At 50.4% G+C, this 24,561-nt stretch carries 21 protein-coding genes; 20 read left to right on the forward strand and 1 reads right to left on the reverse strand.

Features of this window, described 5'->3' with window-relative positions; all coding sequences use genetic code 11:
- Nucleotides 1-27 precede the first annotated feature (27 nt).
- From DWV73_RS08325 to DWV73_RS08415, 18 genes are all read left to right on the forward strand, one after another.
- Nucleotides 28-561 (forward strand): MFS transporter, encoded by a 534-nt coding sequence (locus DWV73_RS08325; RefSeq protein WP_181986235.1) that lies wholly within the window; start codon nucleotides 28-30, stop codon nucleotides 559-561.
- Complete coding sequence (locus tag DWV73_RS08330; RefSeq protein WP_117796398.1) at nucleotides 558-1,460, forward strand: phosphatidylglycerol lysyltransferase domain-containing protein; 903 nt, start codon at nucleotides 558-560, stop codon at nucleotides 1,458-1,460. The genes DWV73_RS08325 and DWV73_RS08330 overlap by 4 nt, the downstream gene beginning before the upstream one ends.
- A gap of 449 nt (nucleotides 1,461-1,909) precedes the next feature.
- Nucleotides 1,910-3,004, forward strand: coding sequence for a Fic family protein (locus DWV73_RS08340; protein WP_117796399.1), 1,095 nt, complete (start codon nucleotides 1,910-1,912; stop codon nucleotides 3,002-3,004).
- A 48-nt stretch (nucleotides 3,005-3,052) separates the two neighbouring features.
- On the forward strand, nucleotides 3,053-3,400 hold the full coding sequence (locus DWV73_RS08345) for a hypothetical protein (protein ID WP_117796400.1): 348 nt from the start codon (nucleotides 3,053-3,055) through the stop codon (nucleotides 3,398-3,400).
- Between the two features lie 130 nt (nucleotides 3,401-3,530).
- Nucleotides 3,531-4,868, forward strand: coding sequence for an MATE family efflux transporter (locus DWV73_RS08350; RefSeq protein ID WP_347472257.1), 1,338 nt, complete (start codon nucleotides 3,531-3,533; stop codon nucleotides 4,866-4,868).
- A 148-nt stretch (nucleotides 4,869-5,016) separates the two neighbouring features.
- On the forward strand, nucleotides 5,017-6,033 hold the full coding sequence (locus DWV73_RS08355; protein WP_117796402.1) for an alpha-hydroxy-acid oxidizing protein: 1,017 nt from the start codon (nucleotides 5,017-5,019) through the stop codon (nucleotides 6,031-6,033).
- 49 nt (nucleotides 6,034-6,082) lie between these two features.
- Entirely contained in the window at nucleotides 6,083-7,270 is a 1,188-nt protein-coding gene (locus DWV73_RS08360; protein ID WP_117796403.1) for a phosphopentomutase, read from the forward strand.
- A 43-nt stretch (nucleotides 7,271-7,313) separates the two neighbouring features.
- Nucleotides 7,314-8,096, forward strand: coding sequence for a uridine phosphorylase (gene udp, locus DWV73_RS08365; protein WP_022359925.1), 783 nt, complete (start codon nucleotides 7,314-7,316; stop codon nucleotides 8,094-8,096).
- Entirely contained in the window at nucleotides 8,089-8,511 is a 423-nt protein-coding gene (cdd, locus tag DWV73_RS08370; RefSeq protein ID WP_117796404.1) for a cytidine deaminase, read from the forward strand. The genes udp and cdd overlap by 8 nt, the downstream gene beginning before the upstream one ends.
- Nucleotides 8,512-8,742: 231 nt before the next feature.
- The gene (locus DWV73_RS08375; RefSeq protein ID WP_117796405.1) at nucleotides 8,743-10,719 is read left to right on the forward strand and encodes an RsiV family protein; all 1,977 of its coding nucleotides are present in this window, start codon (nucleotides 8,743-8,745) and stop codon (nucleotides 10,717-10,719) included.
- 236 nt (nucleotides 10,720-10,955) lie between these two features.
- Entirely contained in the window at nucleotides 10,956-11,282 is a 327-nt protein-coding gene (locus tag DWV73_RS08380) for a cupin domain-containing protein (RefSeq protein ID WP_107000176.1), read from the forward strand.
- A gap of 187 nt (nucleotides 11,283-11,469) precedes the next feature.
- Nucleotides 11,470-12,654, forward strand: a complete 1,185-nt coding sequence (locus DWV73_RS08385; protein WP_117796406.1) for an exonuclease SbcCD subunit D — start codon at nucleotides 11,470-11,472, stop codon at nucleotides 12,652-12,654.
- Nucleotides 12,651-15,452: an SMC family ATPase gene (locus DWV73_RS08390; protein ID WP_117796407.1), complete on the forward strand. Its 2,802-nt coding sequence runs from the start codon at nucleotides 12,651-12,653 to the stop codon at nucleotides 15,450-15,452. The genes DWV73_RS08385 and DWV73_RS08390 overlap by 4 nt, the downstream gene beginning before the upstream one ends.
- Before the next feature lie 50 nt (nucleotides 15,453-15,502).
- A complete protein-coding gene (locus tag DWV73_RS08395) occupies nucleotides 15,503-16,360 on the forward strand; it encodes a glycerophosphodiester phosphodiesterase family protein (protein WP_117796408.1) in 858 nt (285 codons plus the stop codon).
- Nucleotides 16,361-16,470: 110 nt separating this feature from the next.
- Nucleotides 16,471-18,045 carry an ABC transporter substrate-binding protein gene (locus DWV73_RS08400; protein ID WP_117796409.1) on the forward strand — a complete coding sequence of 525 codons (1,575 nt, stop codon included), beginning with the start codon at nucleotides 16,471-16,473 and terminating at the stop codon, nucleotides 18,043-18,045.
- Between the two features lie 137 nt (nucleotides 18,046-18,182).
- Complete coding sequence (locus DWV73_RS08405) at nucleotides 18,183-19,133, forward strand: ABC transporter permease (RefSeq protein ID WP_117796410.1); 951 nt, start codon at nucleotides 18,183-18,185, stop codon at nucleotides 19,131-19,133.
- A gap of 11 nt (nucleotides 19,134-19,144) precedes the next feature.
- Entirely contained in the window at nucleotides 19,145-19,942 is a 798-nt protein-coding gene (locus DWV73_RS08410; protein WP_107000170.1) for an ABC transporter permease, read from the forward strand.
- Between the two features lie 12 nt (nucleotides 19,943-19,954).
- On the forward strand, nucleotides 19,955-21,784 hold the full coding sequence (locus DWV73_RS08415; RefSeq protein ID WP_117796411.1) for an ABC transporter ATP-binding protein: 1,830 nt from the start codon (nucleotides 19,955-19,957) through the stop codon (nucleotides 21,782-21,784).
- 96 nt (nucleotides 21,785-21,880) lie between these two features.
- Here DWV73_RS08415 and DWV73_RS08420 read toward each other — a convergent pair whose 3' ends face one another.
- Entirely contained in the window at nucleotides 21,881-22,585 is a 705-nt protein-coding gene (locus tag DWV73_RS08420; RefSeq protein WP_107000168.1) for a hypothetical protein, read from the reverse strand.
- 286 nt (nucleotides 22,586-22,871) lie between these two features.
- Between DWV73_RS08420 and DWV73_RS08425 the strand changes: the two genes are divergently transcribed.
- Together DWV73_RS08425 and hslO are read left to right on the forward strand one after the other, a co-directional pair.
- Nucleotides 22,872-23,627: a class I SAM-dependent methyltransferase gene (locus tag DWV73_RS08425; protein ID WP_117796412.1), complete on the forward strand. Its 756-nt coding sequence runs from the start codon at nucleotides 22,872-22,874 to the stop codon at nucleotides 23,625-23,627.
- A complete protein-coding gene (gene hslO, locus DWV73_RS08430; protein ID WP_333489824.1) occupies nucleotides 23,628-24,548 on the forward strand; it encodes an Hsp33 family molecular chaperone HslO in 921 nt (306 codons plus the stop codon).
- The last annotated feature ends 13 nt before the right edge of the window (nucleotides 24,549-24,561 follow it).

A 24,561-nucleotide genomic window follows, 5' to 3' on the forward strand; every position in this document is an offset into this window, starting at 1 on the left:
TAAATTAAATATAAGATTCGGATTCCGGTGGTTGCAGGCGGCTATTTTCTTGCCTACCTGTACCCGCTGCTGGGTGAAAACTTAGGAATTTCAGAGACCAATATCGGATATTCATATCTGCTGAACGGTGTATGCATCATCTGTCTGGGCGGCTTCCTGACGAAACAGCTGACGCGCAGGCTGGGGCAGAAGGGTTCATTGGCGCTGGCAGCGGTACTCTATGCGGGGGCATTTTTGATTTACGCAGTCTGGCCGGGAATCTCGACTTTGATGGTACTTCTGGTCCTTTTAGGAGCTTCCGACAGCTATGGACTTCCGGCGCAGTCTACTTACTATACAGATATGAAGGAAGTACAGGCGTATGGGTACGACAAAGCGATGGGGGTTTACAGCCTGTTTGAAAACATGTCACAGGTATTTGGTTCTTTTATTTTCGGCATTATCTATGTCAATGGAGTGACAGTGGGACTGACGATCGCGGGCGGCGTGATTTTTGCCGCAGCTGTACTTTTCTTCCTCTTTGGTGAGAAAGTAGATGCAGGGGAGGAGAGCAACGCATGATAAAATTTGAACCATTGACACCGGAGAAGCTGATTGGTCTGCAGCCGTATTTTTCGCTGCGCCCGACGGACTGTGCAGAATCCCATTTTGCTTATCATCTGCTCTGGAGACCTTATTATGAGACAAAATACTATGCGGACGAAAAGGGGCTTGTGTGGCTTCAGAAGATCGATTATGATGAGCAGGCGACGATGGTCCCGGTCTGCGGCCTGGGGCATATGCGGGAAAACTTTGACCGTCTGCAGGCATATTTCACAGCAATCGGTGTGAAAATGCATATGTATCTGGTGGATGAGGCGGCGCTTGGAGTGATTCGTCCGGATCCGGAGCACTATGAGGTGCTGGAGGATCGGGACAGCTTTGACTATATTTATTCCGGGGAAGAAATGCGTGTTCTTCCCGGAAGAAAATATTCAAAAATGAAAAACCGGATTTCGCGATTCCGTCGGGATTACGGGGAAACGGCAGAGTTTGTGATCCTGAATCCGGAGGATGAGGGCGAGATACGGACGTTTCTGGAACGCTGGTCTAAGAATAAGGAGAGCGACGATGATCTGAACCGGCTGGACAGCGAAGAGCAGGGGATCTTTGAGACAATCCGTTTTGGACGCGAGGCGGGGATCACGATGGCGGGAGTCCGGATAGGAGGAACTCTGGAAGCATTTTCGATGGGAACGATGAATCAGGAGAGAAATATGACTGTTACCCATGTGGAAAAGGCGAATCTGGAGTTACGCGGGCTTTATAATTACCTGGAAAAAGAATTTTTAACGCACGTTTATCCGGAGGTGGAATTTGTAAACCGGGAAGACGATATGGGACTTGAAAATCTCAGGCGGACGAAAGAGAGTATGCATCCGGTTCGCCTGGAGAAGAAGTATACGATTTTAGAGCGATAATCATAAAGATTAGAAAAACAATGTTTTTGGAATATAAAGTACAGAAAGAATTGTTTTGGTAGTGTTTCGGATAAGAATGATTGGAACGAGGTAGCCACCGGATAAAAAATATCGGGCGGCTGCCTCGGGGTTCTTGTAGAGAATCAGGTAATTCAGTGCGGTGAATGTCAAAAAATTCGGTTCGGGTATTATTTTGATATATCATATAAGAAATTTGAATTAGAAAAAATTAGGGGCTGTGAAATAAGTCCCTTTGATATAAATTTGTACCTTAAAAATTTAACACGATATATAAAAACATTGGATTTTCTGGTAAAATATAGGTAAGATTTTGTGAGGTGATCCATATGTCTTTTGTTAAAAATGATAATCAACAACTTACTCTTTTAGATAGCACGTTCAATCTTACAGAAGATAGAATTATAAGACTATGAAGCGAGGTAGTGGATATGGAAAAAGACCCGTTTAAGGAATATTTGAGGGAGTCTGAACCGGATAAAGCTCATAAGGGATATGCTTGGAGTACAGCAATCGGACTTCAGGCGGTGGACGGACTCAAACCATCTAAATATCTGATTGATACCGCCATTCAGAATATTGAAGGCAAAATCACGATGAAAGAAGCACAAAGTCTTATTGATAGCTACTATGAAGAAAGACCAGTGCATTTGTCGGATGATGAGCGTACCGAAGAAGCAGATAAGGTTTCGTCCCGTATCGCAGAAATTCTTTCTGAAACAGCGTTTTCATTTTCGCCAAACGAGTATGTATCTATCCACCGTAAACTCTTTCAGGGTATTTATAAACACGCCGGAAAGATTAGAGATTACAACATTACAAAGAAAGAATGGGTGCTTGATGGGGCAACTGTTATGTATGGCAGTGCTTCAGAACTGAGAGCCACACTTGAATATGATTTTTCGCAGGAGAAGGATTTTAGCTATAAAGGGCTTTCAATGGACGAGATTATCCATCATCTTGCGGTATTTGTTTCAAGGTTATGGCAAATCCATATCTTCGGGGAAGGCAATACGAGAACAACAGCAGTGTTCTTCATCAAATATTTAAGGACGCTTGGGTTCTCTGTAACCAATGATATTTTTGCAGAAAATGCCTGGTATTTCAGAAATGCACTTGTGCGTGCAAACTATACGAACCTGCAAAAAGGCATTCACGAAACAACAGAGTATTTGGAAGCATTTCTCAGAAATTTGCTTTTGAACGAGAAAAATGAGCTTCATAATCGAAATCTTCATATAAGTGAACTTTTGAACGAAGAAAAAGTGGACATTGGGGACAAAAAAGTGGATATTGAAAGTTTATTTTTCGAAAAAAGTAGTGATTTCTCGGCAAAAACGACGATTCATATCCATAGACTTTTTGAGAAGTTTGGCTTTGATGAGGTGTTTGGAAGAAGTGCAGTTATGGAGCTTCTTGAGCTGAAAGGTTCAGGTGCTTCAAAACTTCTTTCCAATTTGGTAAAGGCAGACATTATTGAACCAGTATCCGGTCATGGAAAAGGAAAATATAAATTCAAGAAGTAGTTCACGTATTGTAGAATTTCCACTCATCGAGTGGAAATTTTGCTTAATATGATAGAAATATTTTCCAAAAATCCGGATTTCATTATATTGGAAGATGATGCAGTTCTCACCCCGCTTCTGATAGATGATGAAATATCTAGTTTGTCGGCAATCCTTTTAAATGAAGCGTATTATGAGTTGCTAAAAACCGGACAAAAGATGGTTGATGGCATTCCGGTATTAAGTCCGACTTGCCTGATACCATTTAAGGCGAAAGCGTGGCTGGATTTAAAAGAACGCAAGTTAAATGGAGATCAGGTTGACAGCAAAAATATAAAGAAACATAAAAACGATGTGTTCCGATTAGCACTGTTAATCACAGCCAATGGGCTACACCCTCAGCGCAAGAAGTATTGAGAATTTGCTGGCAGTCGGCTATAATGAGATCGAGAACATATGCGTGCAGAGGGGCGATGAATAGTCATCGACTGTGTGCATAAATATGATTAATTTTGGGGGTTTTATGGGGGCTGAAAGCAAAACGAGGATGACAGAGGGAAGTATCTCTAAGAAGATTATTTTATTTGCCATACCATTGTTTCTGGGGAATCTGTTTCAGCAGCTGTATAATACAGCGGATTCCCTGATTGTAGGTAATTATCTTGGCAGCAATGCGCTGGCGGCAGTCAGTTCGTCGGGAAATCTGATTTTTCTGATGGTAGGTTTTATTAACGGTATTGCCATGGGAGCCGGTGTGGTAATTGCCAGGTATTATGGGGCGAAAAACAAGGATTATCTCCAGAGAGCGATTCATACAACCACAGCCTTCGGTCTGGTGGCCGGAATCACACTGACGGCTGCGGGAATGTATCTGGCACCGAAGATTCTGGTACTGATGGGAACACCGGCAGATGTACTTCCGGAATCGATTGTATATTTTCAAACCTATTTTGCAGGTTCTCTGGGTGTAGTCATGTACAATATTTTCGTGGGAATCCTGCAGTCGGTGGGGGACGGCCGCCATCCGCTGATCTATCTGATTATTTCCTCCTGTGTGAATGTGGTGCTGGATATCTTCTTTATCGCAGGACTTGGCATGGGAGTGGGATCGGCAGCCCTGGCAACGGCTATATCCCAGTTTGTCAGCGCGATTCTCTGTATGGTGCATCTGATGCGGGTGAAGGAAGATTACCGGCTGGAGCTTAGGAAGATTTGTTTTGACAGACATATGCTGAGGCAGATTATTCAGAATGGTGTACCTTCCGGTTTCCAGAACTCAGTCATTGCCATAGCCAACGTGTTTGTACAGTCCAACATCAATGCATTCGGTAAAATGGCCATGGCAGGCTGCGGAGCTTATTCTAAGGTAGAAGGCTTTGCCTTCCTGCCGGTGACCTGCTTTACTATGGCGATAACTACCTTTGTGGGACAAAATCTTGGGGCAAAGCAGTATGACAGAGCAAAGAAAGGTGCGAAGTTCGGTATCCTCTGCTCCATCTTCATTGCAGAATTGATTGGTATCACCATATATACGGCGGCACCGGTGCTGATTGCAGCATTCAACCGTGATCCGGATGTGATACATTATGGGGTGATGCAGTCCAGAACCATTGCGTTGTTTTATTGTTTATTGGCATTTACTCACTGTATCGCAGCTGTACTCCGGGGTTCCGGCAATGCTGCCGTGCCCATGATTGTTCTGCTCTGTGTATGGTGTCTGTTCCGGGTCAGCTACATCACACTGGCAGTGCGTCTGATTCCGGATATCCGGGTCATATTCTGGGCATACCCACTGACCTGGAGCATCAGTTCCGTGATTTTCCTGTTTTTGTTTTTAAGGGGAAATTGGGTGCATGGATTTGAGAAGAGGTCGAAGAAGGGATAGGTTTTTATTATATCATATGTGAAATGGTTGTTTTGAGCGGTGGACAGCTGCTTACCGGAAATGATGCAGCTGTCAAAAAATTTCTCGCAGAATCAAGTACAAAAGGATTTCGAGACCACATGAAAGTGACAGGGAGGTAACCAGATTAATGAATTATGCAGAATGTATAGAACTGGCAAGAGGAAAAATGGGCAATTACTGCAAGGCCTGTCCGGAATGCAACGGAAGAGCCTGCAAGAATCAGATGCCGGGTCCGGGAGCCAAAGGAATCGGAGATACGGCGATTCGGAATTATGACAAATGGAAGGACATCCGTGTCCAGATGGATACACTGGTGGAGAAACGTCCCATCGATACCTCTCTTTCGTTGTTTGGAAAGAATTTTCAGTATCCTTTTTTTGCAGGTCCGGTGGGAGCCGTGAATATGCATTACGGCGATTCACTGAATGATGTTTCTTACAATGATATATTAGTTTCTTCCTGTGCAGAGTTTGGAATTGCTGCTTTTACAGGAGACGGAATGGACAGCAATGTGATGGTGGCTGCCACGGAAGCCATCAAAAAGGCAGGGGGACTGGGAATTCCTACAGTGAAGCCATGGAATGTGGAGATGGTTCGTGAAAAGATGGCGCTTGTCAAGGATGCAGGTGCTTTCGCGGCTGCCATGGATATCGATGCGGCTGGCCTTCCATTTTTGAAAAATTTCAATCCGCCGGCCGGGAGTAAATCAGTGGAGGAGCTTCGTGAGATCGTGAAGGCAGCAGGAGTCCCTTTTATTGTAAAGGGTATTATGACGGTAAAAGGCGCTTTGAAGGCTAAAGAGGCCGGTGCGGCAGCCATCGTGGTATCTAACCATGGAGGAAGAGTCCTGGATCAGTGCCCGGCAACGGCAGAGGTTCTGGAAGAAATAGCAACGGCAGTGGACGGTTCCATGAAAATCTTCGTGGATGGCGGAATCCGTTCCGGTACCGATGTATTTAAAGCATTGGCATTGGGGGCAGATGCGGTTATCATAGCCAGACCTTTCGTCACAGCTGTCTATGGCGGAGGCCGAGAAGGGGTCGAAGCTTATATTCAGAAGATCGGAAGTGAGCTTGCAGATACCATGGCTATGTGCGGAGTATCTTCCCTTGCTGAAATCACCCGCGACTGTGTGAGAGTGTAAAAAAGTAAACTATCAAATATAGCAAAAATTAGTAGAAAGGGTGAGTGATATGCGTTTTAATCGTGTATTTGTAATCGTACTGGATTCCCTTGGCATCGGGCCCATGGCGGATTCAGCCAGATTTGATGATGCCGGTGCGGATACGCTGGGGCACATCTCAGAAACAGTGGAACATCTGGATATTCCGAATCTGCAGAGATTGGGGCTTGCCAATCTCAAGGCCCTTAAGCAGGTAAAGCCGGCAGAACATCCGGAAGGATATTTTATGGCGATGAATGAGGCAAGCAACGGCAAGGATACCATGACCGGTCATTGGGAGATGATGGGCATCCGGACGGATAAGCCATTTATCACATTTACAGAACATGGATTTCCCAAGGAACTGATTGACGAACTGGAAAAGCGCTGCGGCAGAAAGATAATCGGCAATAAGGCAGCCAGCGGAACGGAGATTCTGGAGGAGCTGGGTGAACAGGAAGTGAATGAAGGAAAGCTGATTGTCTATACATCAGCGGATTCTGTGCTTCAGATCTGTGGCAATGAGGAAACCATGGGACTTGAGACCTTGTATCATTACTGTGAGATTGCCAGAGAACTGACTATGCGGGATGAGTGGAGAGTTGGCCGTGTTATCGCAAGACCCTATGTGGGCAAAAAGCGCGGCGAATTCAAACGGACAAGTAATCGCCATGATTATGCTTTGAAACCCACCGGACCGACGGCGCTGAATGCCCTGAAGGATGCCGGATATGATGTGATTTCCGTTGGAAAGATTAACGATATCTTTGTGGGAGAAGGGATAACAGAAAGCAATCATTCCGACAGCAGCGTGCATGGCATGCAGCAGACCATCGATATCGCAAAGCGGGATTTCAAGGGACTTTGCTTTACCAATCTGGTAGATTTTGATGCGTTATGGGGACATCGCAGAAATCCAGTGGGATACGGGGAAGAGATCGAAAAATTTGATAAAAAGCTGGGAGAGCTTCTGCCGCTGCTCCGTGAGGACGATCTGCTGATTCTGACGGCGGATCATGGAAATGATCCAACCTACAAGGGAACGGATCATACGAGAGAGCAGGTCCCGTTTATTGCGTATTCACCATCGGATACGGAAAGTGGGAAGCTTGATACCAGTGACACCTTTGCTGTCATCGGTGCGACTATTGCGGACAATTTCGGTGTCAAGATGCCGGAGGGAACCATCGGAACTTCTATTCTGGATCAGATAAAATAAATGACATTGGACTTGAAGTTAAAAACAGAAAGGCGGCGATTATATGGTTGATTATACAGAAGGAACGGGAAAACAGTACCACACAGGAATCGGTCCGGAGGATATCGGTGGATATGTCATCATGCCGGGGGACCCCAAGCGATGCAAGAAGATAGCAGAACATTTTGAAAATCCGGTGTTAGTTGCGGATAATCGTGAATATACCACATATACGGGAACCATCGATGGGGTAAAAGTCAGTGTGACGTCAACCGGCATCGGTGGTCCGTCAGCGGCTATCGCTATCGAGGAGTTATCCAAGTGCGGAGCCCATACTTTTCTGCGTGTGGGCACCTGTGGCGGTATGCAGGAGGATGTACTTGGCGGAGATATCGTAGTTGCAAGCGGAGCTATCCGCATGGAAGGAACCAGCAGAGAGTACGCTCCCATTGAGTACCCGGCTGTTCCCCATGTGGATGTTATGAATGCCATGATCCGTGCAGCGAAGAATCTGAAGTTCCGCTGTCATGCGGGCGTTGTACAGTCGAAGGATTCCTTCTTTGGACAGCATGAGCCGGAGGTGATGCCGGTCAGCTACGAGCTTGAAAATAAGTGGCAGGCGTGGCTTCGGATGGGATGCCTGGCATCGGAGATGGAGTCAGCAGCATTGTTTATCGCAGGCAGCTTCCTTCGGGTGCGTGTAGGTGCCTGCTTCCTGGTTCTGGCTAATCAGGAGCGTGCGAAAAAAGGCCTGTCCAATGAACAGGCCCATGATACAGAGGCAGCAATCCGGACAGCGGTGGAAGCCATCCGTATCTTGATTCAGGAGGATGCGAAGAATGAATAATGAGAGGATAGAAACACTCATCGAGGAAGCATTCGCAGCACGGAAAATGGCCTATACACCCTATTCTCATTTTCAGGTGGGGGCGGCTCTGCTGACTGAAAAAGGCGGGATTTACTGTGGCTGCAATATTGAAAATGCGGCCTATACACCGACAAACTGCGCGGAACGCACTGCCTTTTTTAAGGCAGTCAGTGAGGGTGAACGCAGCTTCACAGCGATTGCAGTTGTGGGAGGCCCGGAAGGAGCTTCGGAATTTGACTGGTGTGCGCCCTGTGGCGTGTGTCGTCAGGTGATGAAGGAATTCTGCCAGGATGATAGATTTCAGATCATTCTGGCACGTTCCGTGAAGGAATATAAGGTCTATACACTGGCGGAGCTTCTGCCAATGGGATTCGGACCGGATAATTTGCAGTAGGAATGCCGATTGCCTCATAAAGCTGGTATGCAGGTGTCAAAGACCCGCGCACTGTAATCTTACAGTTTCATTAATATAACTTAATATATTGGAACACCTTTTGACATTGCAAAAAAAACAGGGTACACTGTATGACAGGCGGGGATGGATTCACCATTTCCGCCTGTATTCAGAAGAAAAAGCGGACGCAGGTCCGATGAAAAATAGAAAAAGTGTGGGGAGTTTGGACGGATGGCTCAGAAAGAGTGGAAACGGGAAGAAATGAAACAGAATCAGGGAAGAACAGAGCAGAACCAGAGAAAAAAGGTTCAGAAAAAGACAGGGTATAGGGCAGTGCTGGCGGCCTCGATGTTTTTGATTGCTGCTTCGGCAGCCCTGTCAGCGTGCCAAAAATCACCGGCGGCTGAGACAACAGCGCAGACACAGGCGGCAGAGGAAACGGAGGGCGCGGTCAGCACGGCGCTCGGAGCGGCGGATCGGGTGCTGGAGGAGAATGGCATGCTGTACCTCAAATACCGCACGGAGATCCGTTCCCTTTCGAAGGAGACAGGCGAGATGAAGACGCTCTGCCAGTTTGACACGGGAGATGAAAACAGCACCTTCTGGGTCTACGGAGGCGGGCTGTATTTTGATCGGATACAGGCGGAGAGTGGCAGCACACAGGGCACGGAGCTTTATGGGCTGTACCGGCTGGATTTGGAGAGCGGTGTGGAAGAGCATTTAGCGGATCTGACGGATCAGCCGTCGGTGCTCTATGCGTCAAAGAACCGCCTGTATGTCAAGGGTTACAACATGAATGTCATTTATACGCTCGATGAGAATGGCAAAACAGCGGGAGAGTTGTCACCGTCAGACACGATCTACGGGGAGATTCCGGCAGGCTGCAGCGAGCTGTTTAATGGGATTCTTCCATATTATACGGAACAGTTTGGGTATATGCCGGTGCAGAATGAAACCTGCCTGGTGATTGCGGATGTGGACGGCAGCCATCCGAGGGAGATTTCGGATATTACGAATACATCGTCGGTGCTGTTTGCGAAGGACGCATTTTTTGCCCTGCTTCGGGATGGCAATGGAAATACGCAGTGTTACCGCTATGAGGTCTCTGACCCGGAGAAACGGACGCTTTTATATGAGACGGCGGAAAATATCAGCCTGGTGCAGTATCAGGACGGATATTTGTACCTGATGGAAAATCAGGCGTCCCAGATCAGCACGGGAAAGTATTCGTTTAAGCGGATTGCGGCGGATGCTAAGGCAGATGCAGCGGCAAATGCCGCCGAGGCGCAGAATGCGCTTTTTACGGTCGAGGAAGAGCCGGGCATGACGAATGATTTTTCTATGTATGGTAATTTTTATGTGACGGGAAATCAGGCATACTGCCAGCAGTTTAAGGATTACGGCGTTTATCTGGGCGAAAAAACGCTGGATGATGCGGCAGGCGGGGAAGTGACGTTGTTAGAGCCGGTTCTGTTCCAGTCTCCGATCCGGGAGCTGGGGCATGTCGAGGCGCAGTCGGAGACGTTAAAGAGTGCGGATGGAAGCCGGGAGCTGGGAAGTGTGTACGCAGAACGGCTGGTATTTGACGGAGAGGGCGATGCGGTCGAGGCGATGAACCAGACGATGCAGGAGCTGCAGGCGTCGGTTCTGTCGGCGGCGCGGACGGATTCCATGAATCTTGATACGGAGATGAGCATTGATACAGCGGAAACGGACGGATCGGAGGAAGAGGTACTTCCGCAGGAGGCGGATGCAGCGCAGCCGATCTATTCGATGGCTCTTACGATCGACGGAGATGACGCGATTACGTATCTGGATGATCATTATGTCTGCGTCCGTGCGGATGGATACGAATATACGGGCGGCGCACACGGAACGCCGTTCCGCCAGTATTTTGTCTTTGACCGGGAAACGGGGGCACGCCTGTCTTTGAGCGATGTGGTTGAGAATCCGGTGGAGGAGCTGCAGGCGAAGGTTGGTGCGGCATTCCGGGAGCTGGCGGAAAAGACAAATTTTGCCTTTGAATCACCGGAGGATCTGGAACATACGGTGGCAGACGGCATCAGCTACGAATCGCCGTTTTATCTGAGCGAGACGGGCGTGGTTTTCTATTATGCGCCGTATGAGATTGCATCGTATGCGGAAGGATTCCCGGAGGTAACAATTCCGTACAGCGAGTTAGAAATGCGGATTGAACTTAGCAAGTAGGAATTTTCTGAACTGAAAATTCCGTACGAAGTATTGAAGGCAGCAGATTTTGCCGATTTGGAATGCGAAGCATCGGCAAAATCCAGTTGCAGTTTGCACAAAGTGTGAACTGCAACAAATGCGGATTGCCCTTAAGTAGAGAGCTTGAAGTTGAGGAAAAAATCGCTTATAATACTCCATAGAAAAATAGTGTCGAACGAATCTGAAAGAATGGCACAGGATGAGGAGGAAGCAGCATGAAGACAGTTGTTAAGGAAAATGCGAACGGCGGTAAAGGACAGGTAGTTGTAAAATACATTCTGGATGACAATGAGTTAAATGCAAAATGTAAGATGTTTGCCGAGGTAACGATCGCACCGGGATGTTCTCTGGGCTATCATGAGCACCACGGCGAGAGCGAGACGTATTATATCATCAAGGGACAGGGCGAGTACGATGATAATGGAACGAAACGTCCGGTTACCGTCGGCGATAAGACCTTCACGCCGGATGGCTGTGGTCATGGCATTGCCAATACCGGAGATGAAGATCTGGTCTTTATGGCATTGATCCAGCTGGATTAAGAGTGAAGAACAAAACAGAAAAAGGTAACGGTTCACAGTAACCAAAAAAGGCGCTGGCACGGGAAGTGGTTCGATGTGTCGGCGCTTTTTGCCATATATGTCCGGAAAATGTCTATATGTTTAAGCGGAAAAAATTGGAAATCAAAAAAAACAGTGGATCAAAGAAAGAAAAAGGAGGTGTGCCTGCGTGAAACTATTTCATCTTTCTGATCTGCATATCGGGAAAATGTTAAATGGCTATAGCCTGCGCGAGAGCCAGAAGAATGCGTTTTTGCAGATACTTAAATATGCGGAGGAAGAGAAGCCGGATGCGATTCTGATATGCGGAGATATTTATGATAAATCGGTCCCGGCGGGGGAAGCGTATACGCTTTTTGACTGGTTTCTGACCGAGCTATCCGGGCGCTGTCCGGGGACGGAGATCCTGATCATTGCGGGAAATCACGATTCACCGGAGCGGCTGGCGTATGGCGCATCGTTTCTGGCACGCCACCGGATCCATATCGCGGCGCTGTCGCCGGCAGATCGGACGGAGTATTTAAAGCAGGTCACACTTACAGATGAGTGGGGACCGGTTCATTTTTATCTGGTACCGTTTATCCGTCCGGGTCATGTGCGCCATTTGTTTGACACCAATGGTTATACCGATGCATTCCAGAAACTCCTAGCGCGGGAGACGATCCGGAAGCAGGAGCGCAATGTGGTTCTGGCGCACCAGTTTTTTGTCTGGAACGGTCAGAATCCGGAAACCTGCGATTCGGAGACGGCGGTGCTGACCTCCGGCGGATTGGATGCGATCGATGCGTCGGTGCTGGAACCGTTTGAATATGCGGCGTTAGGGCATATCCATGGGGCACAGAAGGTAGGGCAGGAGCGGTTTTGCTATTGTGGGACGCCGTACAAATATTCGATCAGTGAAGAACACCATCAGAAGGGGATCACGGTGGTGGAACTGGGAGAAAAAGGAAGTGAGCCTCAGATCCGCCGTCTGCCGATTCTCTGCCATCCCGATGTAAAGCGCGTGCGGGGGACACTGGAAGAACTCAAGCTGCTTTCAGATACGATGGAAAAGATGCCGGATGGAAGCGGACGCGCGGACGCGTATGTGAGCGTGGTCCTGACGGACGAAAAAGAAATGTACGATTTCCGGGAGCGCCTGGAGGAGTTATTTGCGCATATTTTGGAGATCCGGGTGGACAATGAGAGGACGCGGAAACGACTGGAGGAAGAACCGGAGGAAACAGGGGCGGTGACGCCGTTTCAGGCATTTGCCTCTTTTTATGAGGCGGTGCGCCACTGCCCGATGACAGAGGAACAGGAGACGATTCTGGCGCGCATGGTGGAAGAGGCAGAGGAGGAGGAACGCATATGAAACCGAAGCTGCTTACAATGTCGGCGTTTGGCTCTTATGGGGGCGTGACGCAGATTGATTTCGAACGGGCGGGGACGGGATTGTTCCTGATCACGGGCGATACGGGGGCAGGCAAAACGACGATCTTTGACGCGATCTCGTTTGCGCTCTACGGGGCGGCGAGCGGCGTCGGGAGAGAGGGCGCGATGCTTCGCAGCCAGTATGCACCGGAGGACGCGGAGACCTGGGTGGAACTGACGTTTGAGGATAAGGGGCAGGATTATACGATCCGCCGCAGTCCGGCATACACGCGCCTCAGCAAGCGGAAAAATAAGGACGGCGCATACACGGCGACGAGTGTGGCGCCGAAAGCGTCTCTGCTTTTGCCGGATGGAAGTGAGATGTCCGGCCGGATCCGTGAGATCGATGAGAAGATCCGGGCGATCGTGGGCGTGGACCGCGATCAGTTTTCGCAGATCGCGATGATCGCGCAGGGCGAATACATCCGTCTGCTCCATGCATCCTCCAAAGAAAGAAAAGAGATATTTTCGCGCATTTTCCATACCGGGATCTACGGTAGAATCCAGCAGAAGCTGCGGGAGGCAGATCGGACGCTGTATGGAAGGCTGGAGGATAACAAGACCCGGTGCGAGGAAGTCATCCGGCAGGTGACGGTTCCCAGGACGGAGGAGGCGGTAGCTTCGGAGTGGGAAGAAAGATGGCAGTCTTTGAAAGAGCGGTACCGGACAAATGGAGCGGAACTGCTTGCATTTCTGCATCATTTGTCGGAGGAAAGCCGGAGGCTCGAGGAAGAGACGGGGAGACTGGAAGAGAATGCAATCCAGAAGCTTGCTGCCGGACAGAACCATCTGGAGCTTGTGAAAAAGGAAAAACGGGTACTGGAAGAAAAGAGCCGTTTGGAAGCATTTGGACGGGAGATGGAGGCTAGGCGCCGGGAAGCTGCCGCAGCCTATGAGAGCCGGAAACCGGAGCTGGAGGATCAGATCCGGCGGATGCAGGATGCGCTTCCGCTCTATGCGGAGCAGGAGAAAAAACGGCAGGCATATGAAACTTTGGAACATCAGCGGACGGCTCTGACCCAAAACCTGAAAAAAATGCAGAATCAGCTGGAAACGTGCCGTACACAGGAAGAAATACTTCGAAACCAGGAGCGGGAGGCGGTAGAGGCGCGCGCTGCCCTGGCAGAATGCCGGGGACGGCGGGAGCAGATGGAACGGCGCCAGGCGGTTTTGCAGGAGTTAGGGAAATGCTGTGAAGCGGAGCGGACATGGAGAAAGTCACTGGAAAAACGCCAGGAAAAATTTCAGGCAGCCGCGCGGGCGTACCAGCAGTCAGATCAGTTGTATCAGGACGCGTCCTGCCGCTTTCTGGCGATGCAGGCGGGACTTCTGGCGGCAGAGCTGCAGGAAGGAAAACCGTGCCCGGTCTGTGGCTCGCTGGAACACCCGGCTCCCTGCCGTCTGGAGACAGAGCCGATCCGGGAGGAACAGGTGGAAGCGCTGCGTGCCGGGCGGGATGATGCCGATCAGAAGCAGAGGACAGCCGCTGAGGCGTGCCAGGAGGCGCAGATCTCGCTGGAACATGAGAGCAGACGGCGGATAGAGATCCAGGGAAAACTGTACGGCCAAAATCAGGACAGCCCGGCAGCCCAGCCGGATGTGGATGCTCTGGAGAAGGAGCTCCGGCAGATGGCACAGGAAATCCGGCGATGCAGGCAGGCGGAAACCACTTATACTGACCGGATTGCCATGGAAGAAACGATCCGGCAGAAACGGGAGGCGAACGGAGCCGGACAGAAGAAGCTGGAAGCTGCGCTGGAGCTTAAAAGAAGTGAGGTGCAGCAGGCGGCGATCGAGAGCCAGACGAGACGTAATGAGCTGGAGGAACTCTCGAAGCGGCTGGAGTGGAAAGACAGCCGGACACTCCGGGTGGAGCTTGAGAAGCGCAGCCGGGAGCTGGAAACACTTGCAGAGGCGGTGACAGCGGCTGATAAGAAAGCACAGGAGTGCCGGGAAAAATGCCGGGAGCTGGAGGGAAGCTTATCTTCGCTCCGGGAACATATGGAAGCAGATTCGGAAACAGATCCGGAAGAAAAAATCCAGCAGGCGATCCGGCACTGGGAAGAGGAAAAAACGCGCTGGTCGCGGCTTCACCGGGAACATATGTCGGTGCGGACGCGCAACGAGGATGCATATGCGGCACTTCGGGTGTATCTGCAGGAACGGGAGCAGCTTGACCGGGAAAAACAGCAGATCAGCGAGCTTTACCAGACGGCGGACGGAAAACTGAGCGGCGCGGCGCGGATCGATTTCCAGACGTATGTACAGCGCCAGTATTTCCGCCAGATGATACAGGCAGCTAACCGCCGCCTGCGCCGGATGACGAAAGGAACCTTTGAACTTCAATGCCGCGGTCTGGCTGATCTGGGAAAACAGGGAGAAGTGGGACTTGACCTGGATGTCTATAGCTTTGTGACTGACCGGGTCCGGGACGTCAAAACGCTGTCCGGTGGAGAATCCTTTCTGGCGGCGCTTGCGATGGCGCTCGGCATGGCGGATGTCATCCAGAATGCGGCAGGCAGCGTGAAGGTGGATGCGATGTTCATTGATGAGGGATTCGGTTCCCTGGATGAGGAATCACGGACGCGGGCGGTTCAGGTGCTGCAGGAGCTGTCCGGAGGAAGACGCTTGATCGGCATCATTTCCCACGTGACGGAGCTGAAAGAGGAGATGGGACACAAGCTGGTGGTAAAAAAAGGAAATGGTGGAAGCCAGGTGCATTGGGAGATAGAAGATTAGTAGGACGGCGCAGAGCCGTTGTGTGACGAAAGAAAAGAGGCTATTTACATATGACAATCGTAATTCCAGGGATGGTGACGATATCGCTCTTATCTCTGTTTTACTGCAGTATGCTGCCGGAGACGGGGCGGAAGGCGAGAATGCAGGCATTTGAGCGGCAATACATCGCCCACCGGGGATTTCATGACAACCGGAGTGAATGTCCGGAAAATTCGCTCCCGGCGTTTGAGCGCGCGATCCAGATGGGATATGGGATCGAGCTGGATGTACAGCTGACAAAAGATGGGGTTCCGGTCGTATTTCACGACTGGGATCTGAAGCGGGCGGCGGGCGTTGACCGGAAGATACGCGACTGTACCTTTGAAGAGCTGCAAAGCTATCGTTTGTTTGGTTCATCCCAGACGATACCAGCCTTTGAGACAGTGCTTGAACTGGCGGATGGACGCACACCGCTTATCATCGAGCTGAAAGCGGAGATTGTCCATCGGGAGCTGTGCGAGAAATGTGCGGCGCTTTTAGACCGTTATCCGGGTGAGTACTGCATCGAATCGTTCAGTCCGCTGGCACTCGGCTGGTTTAAGCGCCATCGTCCAAATGTTTTGCGCGGACAGCTTGCGACCAATCACCGCGGCGAGGGATTGAAAACGCCGGTCATTGTGCGGGAGATGCTTACATACTGTATGCTGAACGGATTTTGCAGACCGGATTTCATTGCGTACAACTGCCAGTTCAGCAACACGCTTCCGGTGGAAATGCTGCGTTATTTCTACAAATGTAAGATGGTGGCATGGACGATTAAAAACCAGGGCGAATTAAACCGGCACCGGAAACAGTTTGATGTTTTTATTTTTGACAGTTTCGAGCCGGATCAATTCGTAAATTTCAACAAAAAACATCCTAAAAGATAGTGAGAAAGTCCTAAATTATGCTGGAAAAGTTGATTTTCTATGAAAATCTGCTATAATGGCTAGGACAATTTAATAATGAGAGATTATTACGAATTCGAGAGGACAAAGATATGAAAAAGAAACAGCTTCTTTCAGGCGTAATGGCACTTTTGTTATCTGCTTCACTCTGTGCATGCGGAGGCAGCAAGACAGCAGAAGGTACCTCAGAAGCAGCTGGCGAGTCCAGCGAAGCAGAGACCAGTAATACTCTTTCAGAAGGAACACCAGTACCAGGCGGCAGCGTTGTGTATGGCATGACGCAGGACCTGGCTAGTCTTGACCCCCATGTAGATACGGACGCAGGAACTAGAGACGTGGTTTTCAATTTGTACGAAGGGCTTGTAAAGCCTACTTCCGATGGCGGATTTATTCCGGCTGTTGCCAGCGATTACACCATTTCCGATGATGCAAAGACTTATACTTTCACATTGAGAGATGGCATCACATTCCATGACGGCACACCGGTTACCATCGAAGATGTCAAATATTCCATCGATCGTTATGCGGAGATTCAGGGCGAATCCTCCGCTTTTTCTTCGCTTGTAGATAGTGTAGAGGTGCAGGATGACAAGACACTGGTTGTAAACCTGAAAGAAAGTTATTCAGAGTTTCTTCCGATGATGACAATTGCCATCATTCCGCAGTCCAACGAGGACCCGGCAGGCAATCCGATCGGTACCGGTCCATTCAAATATGTTTCCTACACACCGGGACAGAACCTGGAGCTGGAAAAATATGACGGCTACTGGCAGGAGGGCGTTCCGAGCCTGGACAGCGTGGAATTTAAATTTATTGCCGATGTGGACACCGCATTTGTAGAGTTGCAGGCAGGCACCATCGACATTCTGAAATATTTAACCGCCGCACAGGCGGAGACACTGGGCGATGAAGATTACAACATCGTACAGGGAAGCATGAACCTCGTCCATGCGATGTACTTAAACAGCGCTTACGAGCCGCTTTCCAAGACAGAGGTGCGTCAGGCACTCTGCTATGCGGTAGACCGCGATGCGATCAACAACTTTATTTTCGGCGGAAAGAGCCACATCATCGGCTCCCATATGATCCCGGCAATGTCGAAATACTATGAGCCGGAAGCAGAGACCGTATACAGCTACGATCCGGAGAAGGCAAAAGAGCTTCTGGCAGATGCCGGATACGCAGATGGCTTTGATCTGGAAATCACCGTTCCGAGCTCATACAGCCAGCACGTAGACAGCGCGCAGATCATCGCGGATGAGCTGTCTCAGGTCGGCATCAACGTGACCTTAAATCAGGTTGAGTGGAGCACCTGGCTGCAGGATGTATACAAGGGAGGCAACTTCCAGGCGACCGTCATCGGTTTTGACGGAACGCTGGCACCGAGCGACTGGCTCAAGAAATATGTGACAGACGATGCGAAGAACTTCATGCATTACTCCAACACTGAGTACGACGATGTATTTAATACAGCATACACAACCGTTGATGACGATGTAAAAGTAGAAAACTACAAGAAGGCGCAGATGATCCTGGCAGAGGATGCGGCAGCCGTTTACATCGAAGATCCGGCGAACCTCGTAGCAGTCAGCAAGAAGTTTGGCGGCTACACCTTCTACCCGACGGCAGCAGAGGATATGTCCCTGTTATATCAGGTAGAGCAGTAAAATGTACAGTTACAATCCAGCAAATTCCTGTTGCTACCACGTTTTCTTACGGCACTTTCGGTTCCAGAAGTGCCTGCCCGTGAACAGTAACCAGGAAATAACAACAGAATAAGAAGCGGTAAACGCAGGAGGGAATTATGAAATTCTTTATAAAAAAACTGATAACTCTCATTATCACATTGTTGGTCATATCCTTCCTGACGTTTACCGCTTTTTCTGTGATTCCGGGCGATGCGGCACTTTCCAGGCTGGGAAAGGACGCGACGGAAGAGCAGTTAGAGCGGGCGCGGGATGAGATGGGATTAAATGATCCACTTCTGGAGCGGTATGGAAGATGGGTGACCAATGCGATGCAGGGGGATTTCGGGGAGTCCTACCGGTATGAGGGAACCTCAGTCCGCTCCCTTCTGGCACAGCGGCTTCCGGTCACGGTGCTTCTGGCAGTCATTTCCCTGCTCATCATCACGGTGATTTCAGTTCCGCTCGGAATCCTGAGTGCCCGGTTTGCCGGGAAATGGGTCGATACGCTGACGAACTGCCTGACGCAGATTCTGATGGCGGTGCCGTCATTCTTTCTCGGCATGATCCTGACCTACGTGTTTGGACTGATTCTTCATATGTTCCAGCCGGGTAAATTTATCGAACCGTCGGAAAATTTCGGAAAGTCTGCACAGTACCTTTTATTTCCGGCGCTCGCGGTGGCGCTGCCGAAGATTGCGATGGTGGTGAAATTCCTGCGAAGCTCGATTCTGACCGAGATGAACCGGGAATACGTGCGGACTGCCTACAGCCGCGGCAATACGGAAACGGCGGTATTGTACGGGCATGTGCTGAAAAATGCGATGATTCCGGTTGTGACGTTCTTTGCGATGGTAATCGCGGAGATCCTTGCCGGCAGCATCGTGGCGGAGCAGGTGTTCAGCGTGCCGGGAATCGGAAGACTTCTGATCAGCTCGATCTCCAACCGCGATTATCCGGTTGTGCAGGCGATCGTGCTGTATATCACATCGGTGGTCGTACTTATCAATTTTGCGGTTGATATGATTTATCAGGTTTTGGATCCGAGAGTCCGGACGGCGGAAGAATAGAGGGAAGACGAATGAAACGAAAGAATTATAATCTGATGATAGGGGGCGCGATCACGCTGTTCTTTCTGGCAGTTGCCCTGATCGGACAGTTCTGGACGCCGTATGGGACGACGACGATGGACTCCATGGCAGTCAATCTGGCGCCGTGTGCAGCACACCCGCTGGGAACGGATAACTTCGGGCGCGATATTTTGAGCCGTGTGATGGCGGGAAGCGGCAGCACCTTTTTTGTGGCAGTCTGCACGGTTCTGATCGGGTGTGTGTTTGGCACGATCGTCGGTGCGCTGACCGGCTATTTCGGCGGCTTTTTCGATAACCTGATCATGCGGTTCAATGATATCCTTTTATCGTTTCCGAGCATTCTTCTGGCGCTTATCTTCATCAGCCTTACGAAGCCGGGAAGCTACAACATTATTCTGGCGCTGGGAATCCTTTTTATCCCGAGTTTTGCCCGGATCGTCCGCAGTGAGGTGATCCGGTGCCGGGAACTGGATTTTGTCAAGAGTGCGCGGATCCTTGGCGCAGGGCATATCCGGATTATTTTCGCCCATATTCTGCCGAATGCGGCGGTCAGCCTTTTGACGGCGGCGGCGATCGGATTTAACAATGCGGTGCTGGCGGAGGCGAGTATGAGTTATCTGGGATTGGGAATCCAGCCGCCGGAGCCGAGTCTCGGGAGAATGCTTTACGAAGCGCAGTCGTACCTGTTCAATGCGCCGTGGTACGCGATCGGACCGGGCGTGACGATCATCCTGATTATTCTGGGATTCAGCATGGTGAGCGAGGGGCTGCGCTCGATGCAGCAGTAAGGAGGCGAAAAGATGGAACCATTGGTTGAGATAAAAAATCTGTCGATCCGTTTTCCAGAAGGAAATTCGACCTTTGAGGCAGTCAAGGGCATCAGCTTTTCGATCGGAAAAGGCGAGATCGTCGGAGTAGTCGGCGAGTCAGGGTCAGGAAAATCCATGAGTGCGCTGGCGTTGATGGGGCTGCTTCCGAAGGACGCCGAGATTGCCTCCGGATCGCTCTGTTTTCAGGGAGAAGATCTGGTGACCATGAAACCGGAAAAGCGGAGACAGCTATGCGGCAGCAAAATGGCGATGGTCTTTCAGGAGCCGATGACCTCCTTAAATCCGGTATTGAAAATCGAACGGCAGGTCGGGGAAAGCCTGCGGATCCATACGAAACTCGGAAATTCTGAGATTCATGAGCGGGTGGTGCAGGCACTCTCAGAAGTCGGTCTGCCGGACCCGGAGGGGCTGTGCGGTAAATACCCGCATGAGCTTTCCGGCGGCATGCGCCAGCGTGTGATGATCGCGCAGGCGATGATCAATTCTCCGAGTCTTCTGATTGCGGATGAACCGACGACAGCGTTAGACTGTGTCGTTCAGGCACAGATCCTGGAGCTTCTGCGGAATATCCACCGGACCAAGGGAACGTCGATTCTCTTTATTTCCCATGATCTGAATGTTGTGCGTGCGCTCTGCAGCCGTGTGATCGTGGTTTATAAGGGCGAGATCGTGGAAGAAGGGCAGACGGAAGACGTCCTTCTGCATCCGAAGCATGAATATACGCGCCATCTGGTGGCGTCGATTCCGGAGGGAGAAAAAGGGGAAAGCTCCGGCGGGGTGATCCTGCGCCTGACGGATTTGAACGTATTTTACGATGTGCGTGGCGGTCTGTTCCGTAAAAAAGGAAAAAAACACGTAATTCACGATCTGAACCTGTCGGCAAGAGAGGGAGAGATTGTGGGGATCGTGGGCGAGAGCGGCTGCGGCAAATCGACGCTCAGCAAGACGATCCTGGGACTTCACGACAATTATACGGGTGAGGTGAAGGTGCGTGACGGTGTCCGTCCGCAGATGGTATTTCAGGATCCGGCGGGATCGCTCAACCCGGCGCGGACGATCGGATGGATTCTGGAAGAACCGCTGCGCCTGCGCGGCATTAGGGACCGCGCAGAGCGCAGGCAGCTAGTGAAGGAAATGCTTGAAAATGTCGGACTGGATGAGTCCTTTGCGGCGCGCCATCCGAGAGAGCTTTCTGGCGGTCAGAAACAGCGCATCAGCATCGGCGTGGCACTTCTCATGGATCCGCGCCTGGTGATCGCGGATGAGCCTGTTTCGGCGCTTGATGTGACGGTCCAGTCCCAGATTTTGAACCTGCTTTTGAAGCTGCACGCCGAAAAGCAGATGACCATCCTCTTTATTTCCCACGATCTGAACGTCGTGCGCGGGCTCTGCAGCCGTGTCATGGTCATTTACAGGGGTGTGATTGTGGAAGAAGGTCTGGCAGAAGAGATCTATGAGCATCCGGCGCACCCGTACACGAAACTTCTGCTGGAAGCGGCGATCGGCGGGGATACAATGGAACTGGATGCGGAGGCAGGAAAGCAGAGTGCGGAGCCGGAGAGAGACAGCCGGATGGAAAAACCAGAGCGGGGACAGACGAAAGAGAACCTTTTGGAAAATCAGGAAAAAGAGCGGTCCGTCCAGAATGCACCAAAGAAGATAGAGGGCAGTGGGGAGAAGTGTATCTTTTATGAGCGATGTCCGAAGAGAAGAGAGGCGTGTGCCCATGTGCCGTTGTCACCGGAGGCAGTACAACTTTCAAGGACACACTGGGCGCGGTGTATTCAGATAGAAGCATAATCTGATAAGCTGAAATAGAGAAAAACGAAATAGCAGCCGAAAAAAGACAGACGGTTCAGCCTATGCCAGGGAAAGCGGCATGGCTTGAATCGTCTGTCAATGTTTTTTCCTGCGGTGGGAAATCAAAGTGCGCGGCTGCTCACTGGAAGAATCCTGCTGCCCCTGCTGTGCCTCACCGGAAAGCTGCAGCGGCTCCCGGCGGTGCCGGAGTGAATGGTAAAAAAGCCAGATCAGATCCACCAGGGCGATCAGAAACGCACATCCGGCTAATAGATGAAATACCTCATGCGTCAGAGCGGGATACGGCAGAGCGGATATGATATAAGGAGAAGTCATGTTCCGCAGGGAGCTCACCGTCCAGGAGAGACTGTCCGCCATCGTCTGGAGAAGCGATTCATAGGTATCCTCGTTCAGGCGGATCAAACGCCCGTTTAATGAAAGTGCTTTGCGTTCGGGCGGCTCTGGATAGCCGGAAGACGGATCGAGCAGATAGAAATGGCAGGTTCCATTTTCCAGAGAGTAATAATAATATCCGGTCTCTTTCTTTCCATCGTAGGCAGCGCACCCTGTATAATATAAGGAAGGAGCGTTCACCGAGACATAGGGCTGAGCCGGGTTATAAAAATCTTCAAACTTGCACTGGCTGTTTATCGGCCGCGGGGAGTGTGAATTTTCCCCGGCATTCTGCCACAGGAGCAGGATGGACGCGATCAGCACCAGCGCCGGAAGCCACATCTGCCGGCGGTAAAAACGGCGGCTTTTGATGGGGGAATGTTTTTGTTTTTCAGTCAAATTTTTCATACGCTCTAGTATAGTCAGTTCTGCGTGGAACGTCAAGAGTTAGTGTATACGACAAAATCCTGCTGCCACCACGTTTTCTTACGGCACTTTCGGTTCCAAAAGTGCCTACCTGTGAACAATTACTCCATTCCTGGTCATCTGCGCGTGCTTTTTCAATTATTCTTGCAAACAGGGCGAAAAATTGCTATGATGGGAGTGCTGGCATCGGAAGGAGATTGTGCAGTAGGGGAAAGCTTTCGGTGCATGGCAGTCATTTTTGCATCGGCAATATAGAAGGAGAGGCTAAATGGACGCTTACACGAGTTTTGCGGAAGTATATGATATGTTTATGGATAATATTCCCTATGAGGACTGGTGCGGGTACCTGACTTCTCTTTTAAAGGAATATGGGATCAATGATGGTCTGGTGCTGGATCTGGGATGCGGAACCGGCACGCTGACGGAGCTTCTGGCAAAGGAAGGCTATGATATGATCGGCGTGGATGTCTCGGAGGATATGCTGCAGGAAGCAATCGAAAAAAGGGCAGAATCCGGGCTGCCAATTCTGTATTTATTGCAGGATATGCGTGAATTTGAATTGTACGGGACGGTCCGGGCGGTCGTGAGTATCTGCGATTCGCTGAATTATATTCTGGATTATGACGATCTGGCGCACGTATTTTCGCTGGTCAACAATTATCTGGATCCGAAGGGAATGTTCATTTTCGACCTGAACACGGAGGCAAAGTTTCAGGCAATGGGAAGTGAGACGATCGCGGAGGTGCGCGACGAGGGGAGCTTCATCTGGGAAAATGAGTATGATGAAGAGGGGAAAATTAACTCCTACGATCTGACGCTCTTTATCCGCGAGGAGGATGACTTATACCGCCGCTATCAGGAGACGCATTTTGAGCGCGCGTGGTCGTTGGACGAGATAAAAAAGGCGCTCACAGAGGCGGGCATGGAATTTGTGGCGGCGTATGACGCATTTACGAAGAACGTGCCGCGAAAAGAGAGCGACCGAATCTATGTGGTTGCGAGAGAACATGGAAAAGAGGTATAAATGATGGAAAAGATAAAAGCAGGTGAAATAACGGGACAGACCGGAGATTATATGCTCCGTGCGACGGCGGCGAATGGTCAGATCCGCGCATTTGCGGCGACTTCCCGCGATCTGGTGGAGAAAGCCAGACAGGCGCACAATACCAGCCCGGTGGCGACCGCAGCGCTGGGACGCCTGATGACGGCAGGGGTCATGATGGGATCGATGATGAAAGCAGACAGTGATCTTTTAACCATCCGGGTCGAGGGCGATGGTCCGATCGGCGGTCTGACGGTGACAGCTGATAAGAACGGCAATGTCAAGGGCTACGCGTTCCACCCGGAGGTAATGCTGCCGCCGAATGCGAAGGGCAAGCTGGATGTGGGCGGTGCGCTGGGAGTCGGCGTCTTGAGCGTAATCCAGGATATCGGTTTGAAAGAGCCGTATGTGGGGCAGACGATCCTGGTAACGGGTGAGATTGCGGAAGATCTGACTTATTACTATGCGACTTCCGAGCAGACTCCGTCCTCCGTGGCACTGGGCGTTCTGATGAATAAAGAAAATACGGTGCGCCAGGCAGGCGGATTTATCATCCAGCTTCTTCCGGGAGCAGAGGAGGCGACGATCGCGGCACTTGAAAAGACGATCGGTGAGCTGGAGCCGGTGACGACGATGTTAAATAAGGGAATGACCCCGGAGGACATTCTGGAGCTGATTTTAGGACAATTTGGTCTGGAGATTCTGGATAAGATGCCGATTCAGTTTACCTGCAACTGCACCAAGAGCCGTGTAGAAAAGGCGCTGATCAGCATCGGCGGCAAGGAGCTGCAGGAGATGATCGACGAGGGCAAGAGCATCGAAGTCAACTGCCAGTTCTGCAACAAGCACTATGAATTTAGTGTGGATGAGCTGAAAAAATTGTACGAGAAAGCTAAGAAGTAAAAAGAAATGAGAT

Origin of the sequence: Clostridium sp. AF12-41 (genome assembly GCF_003461685.1) — a bacterium.
GTDB classification, from domain to species: Bacteria; Bacillota; Clostridia; order Lachnospirales; family Lachnospiraceae; genus Otoolea; species Otoolea fessa.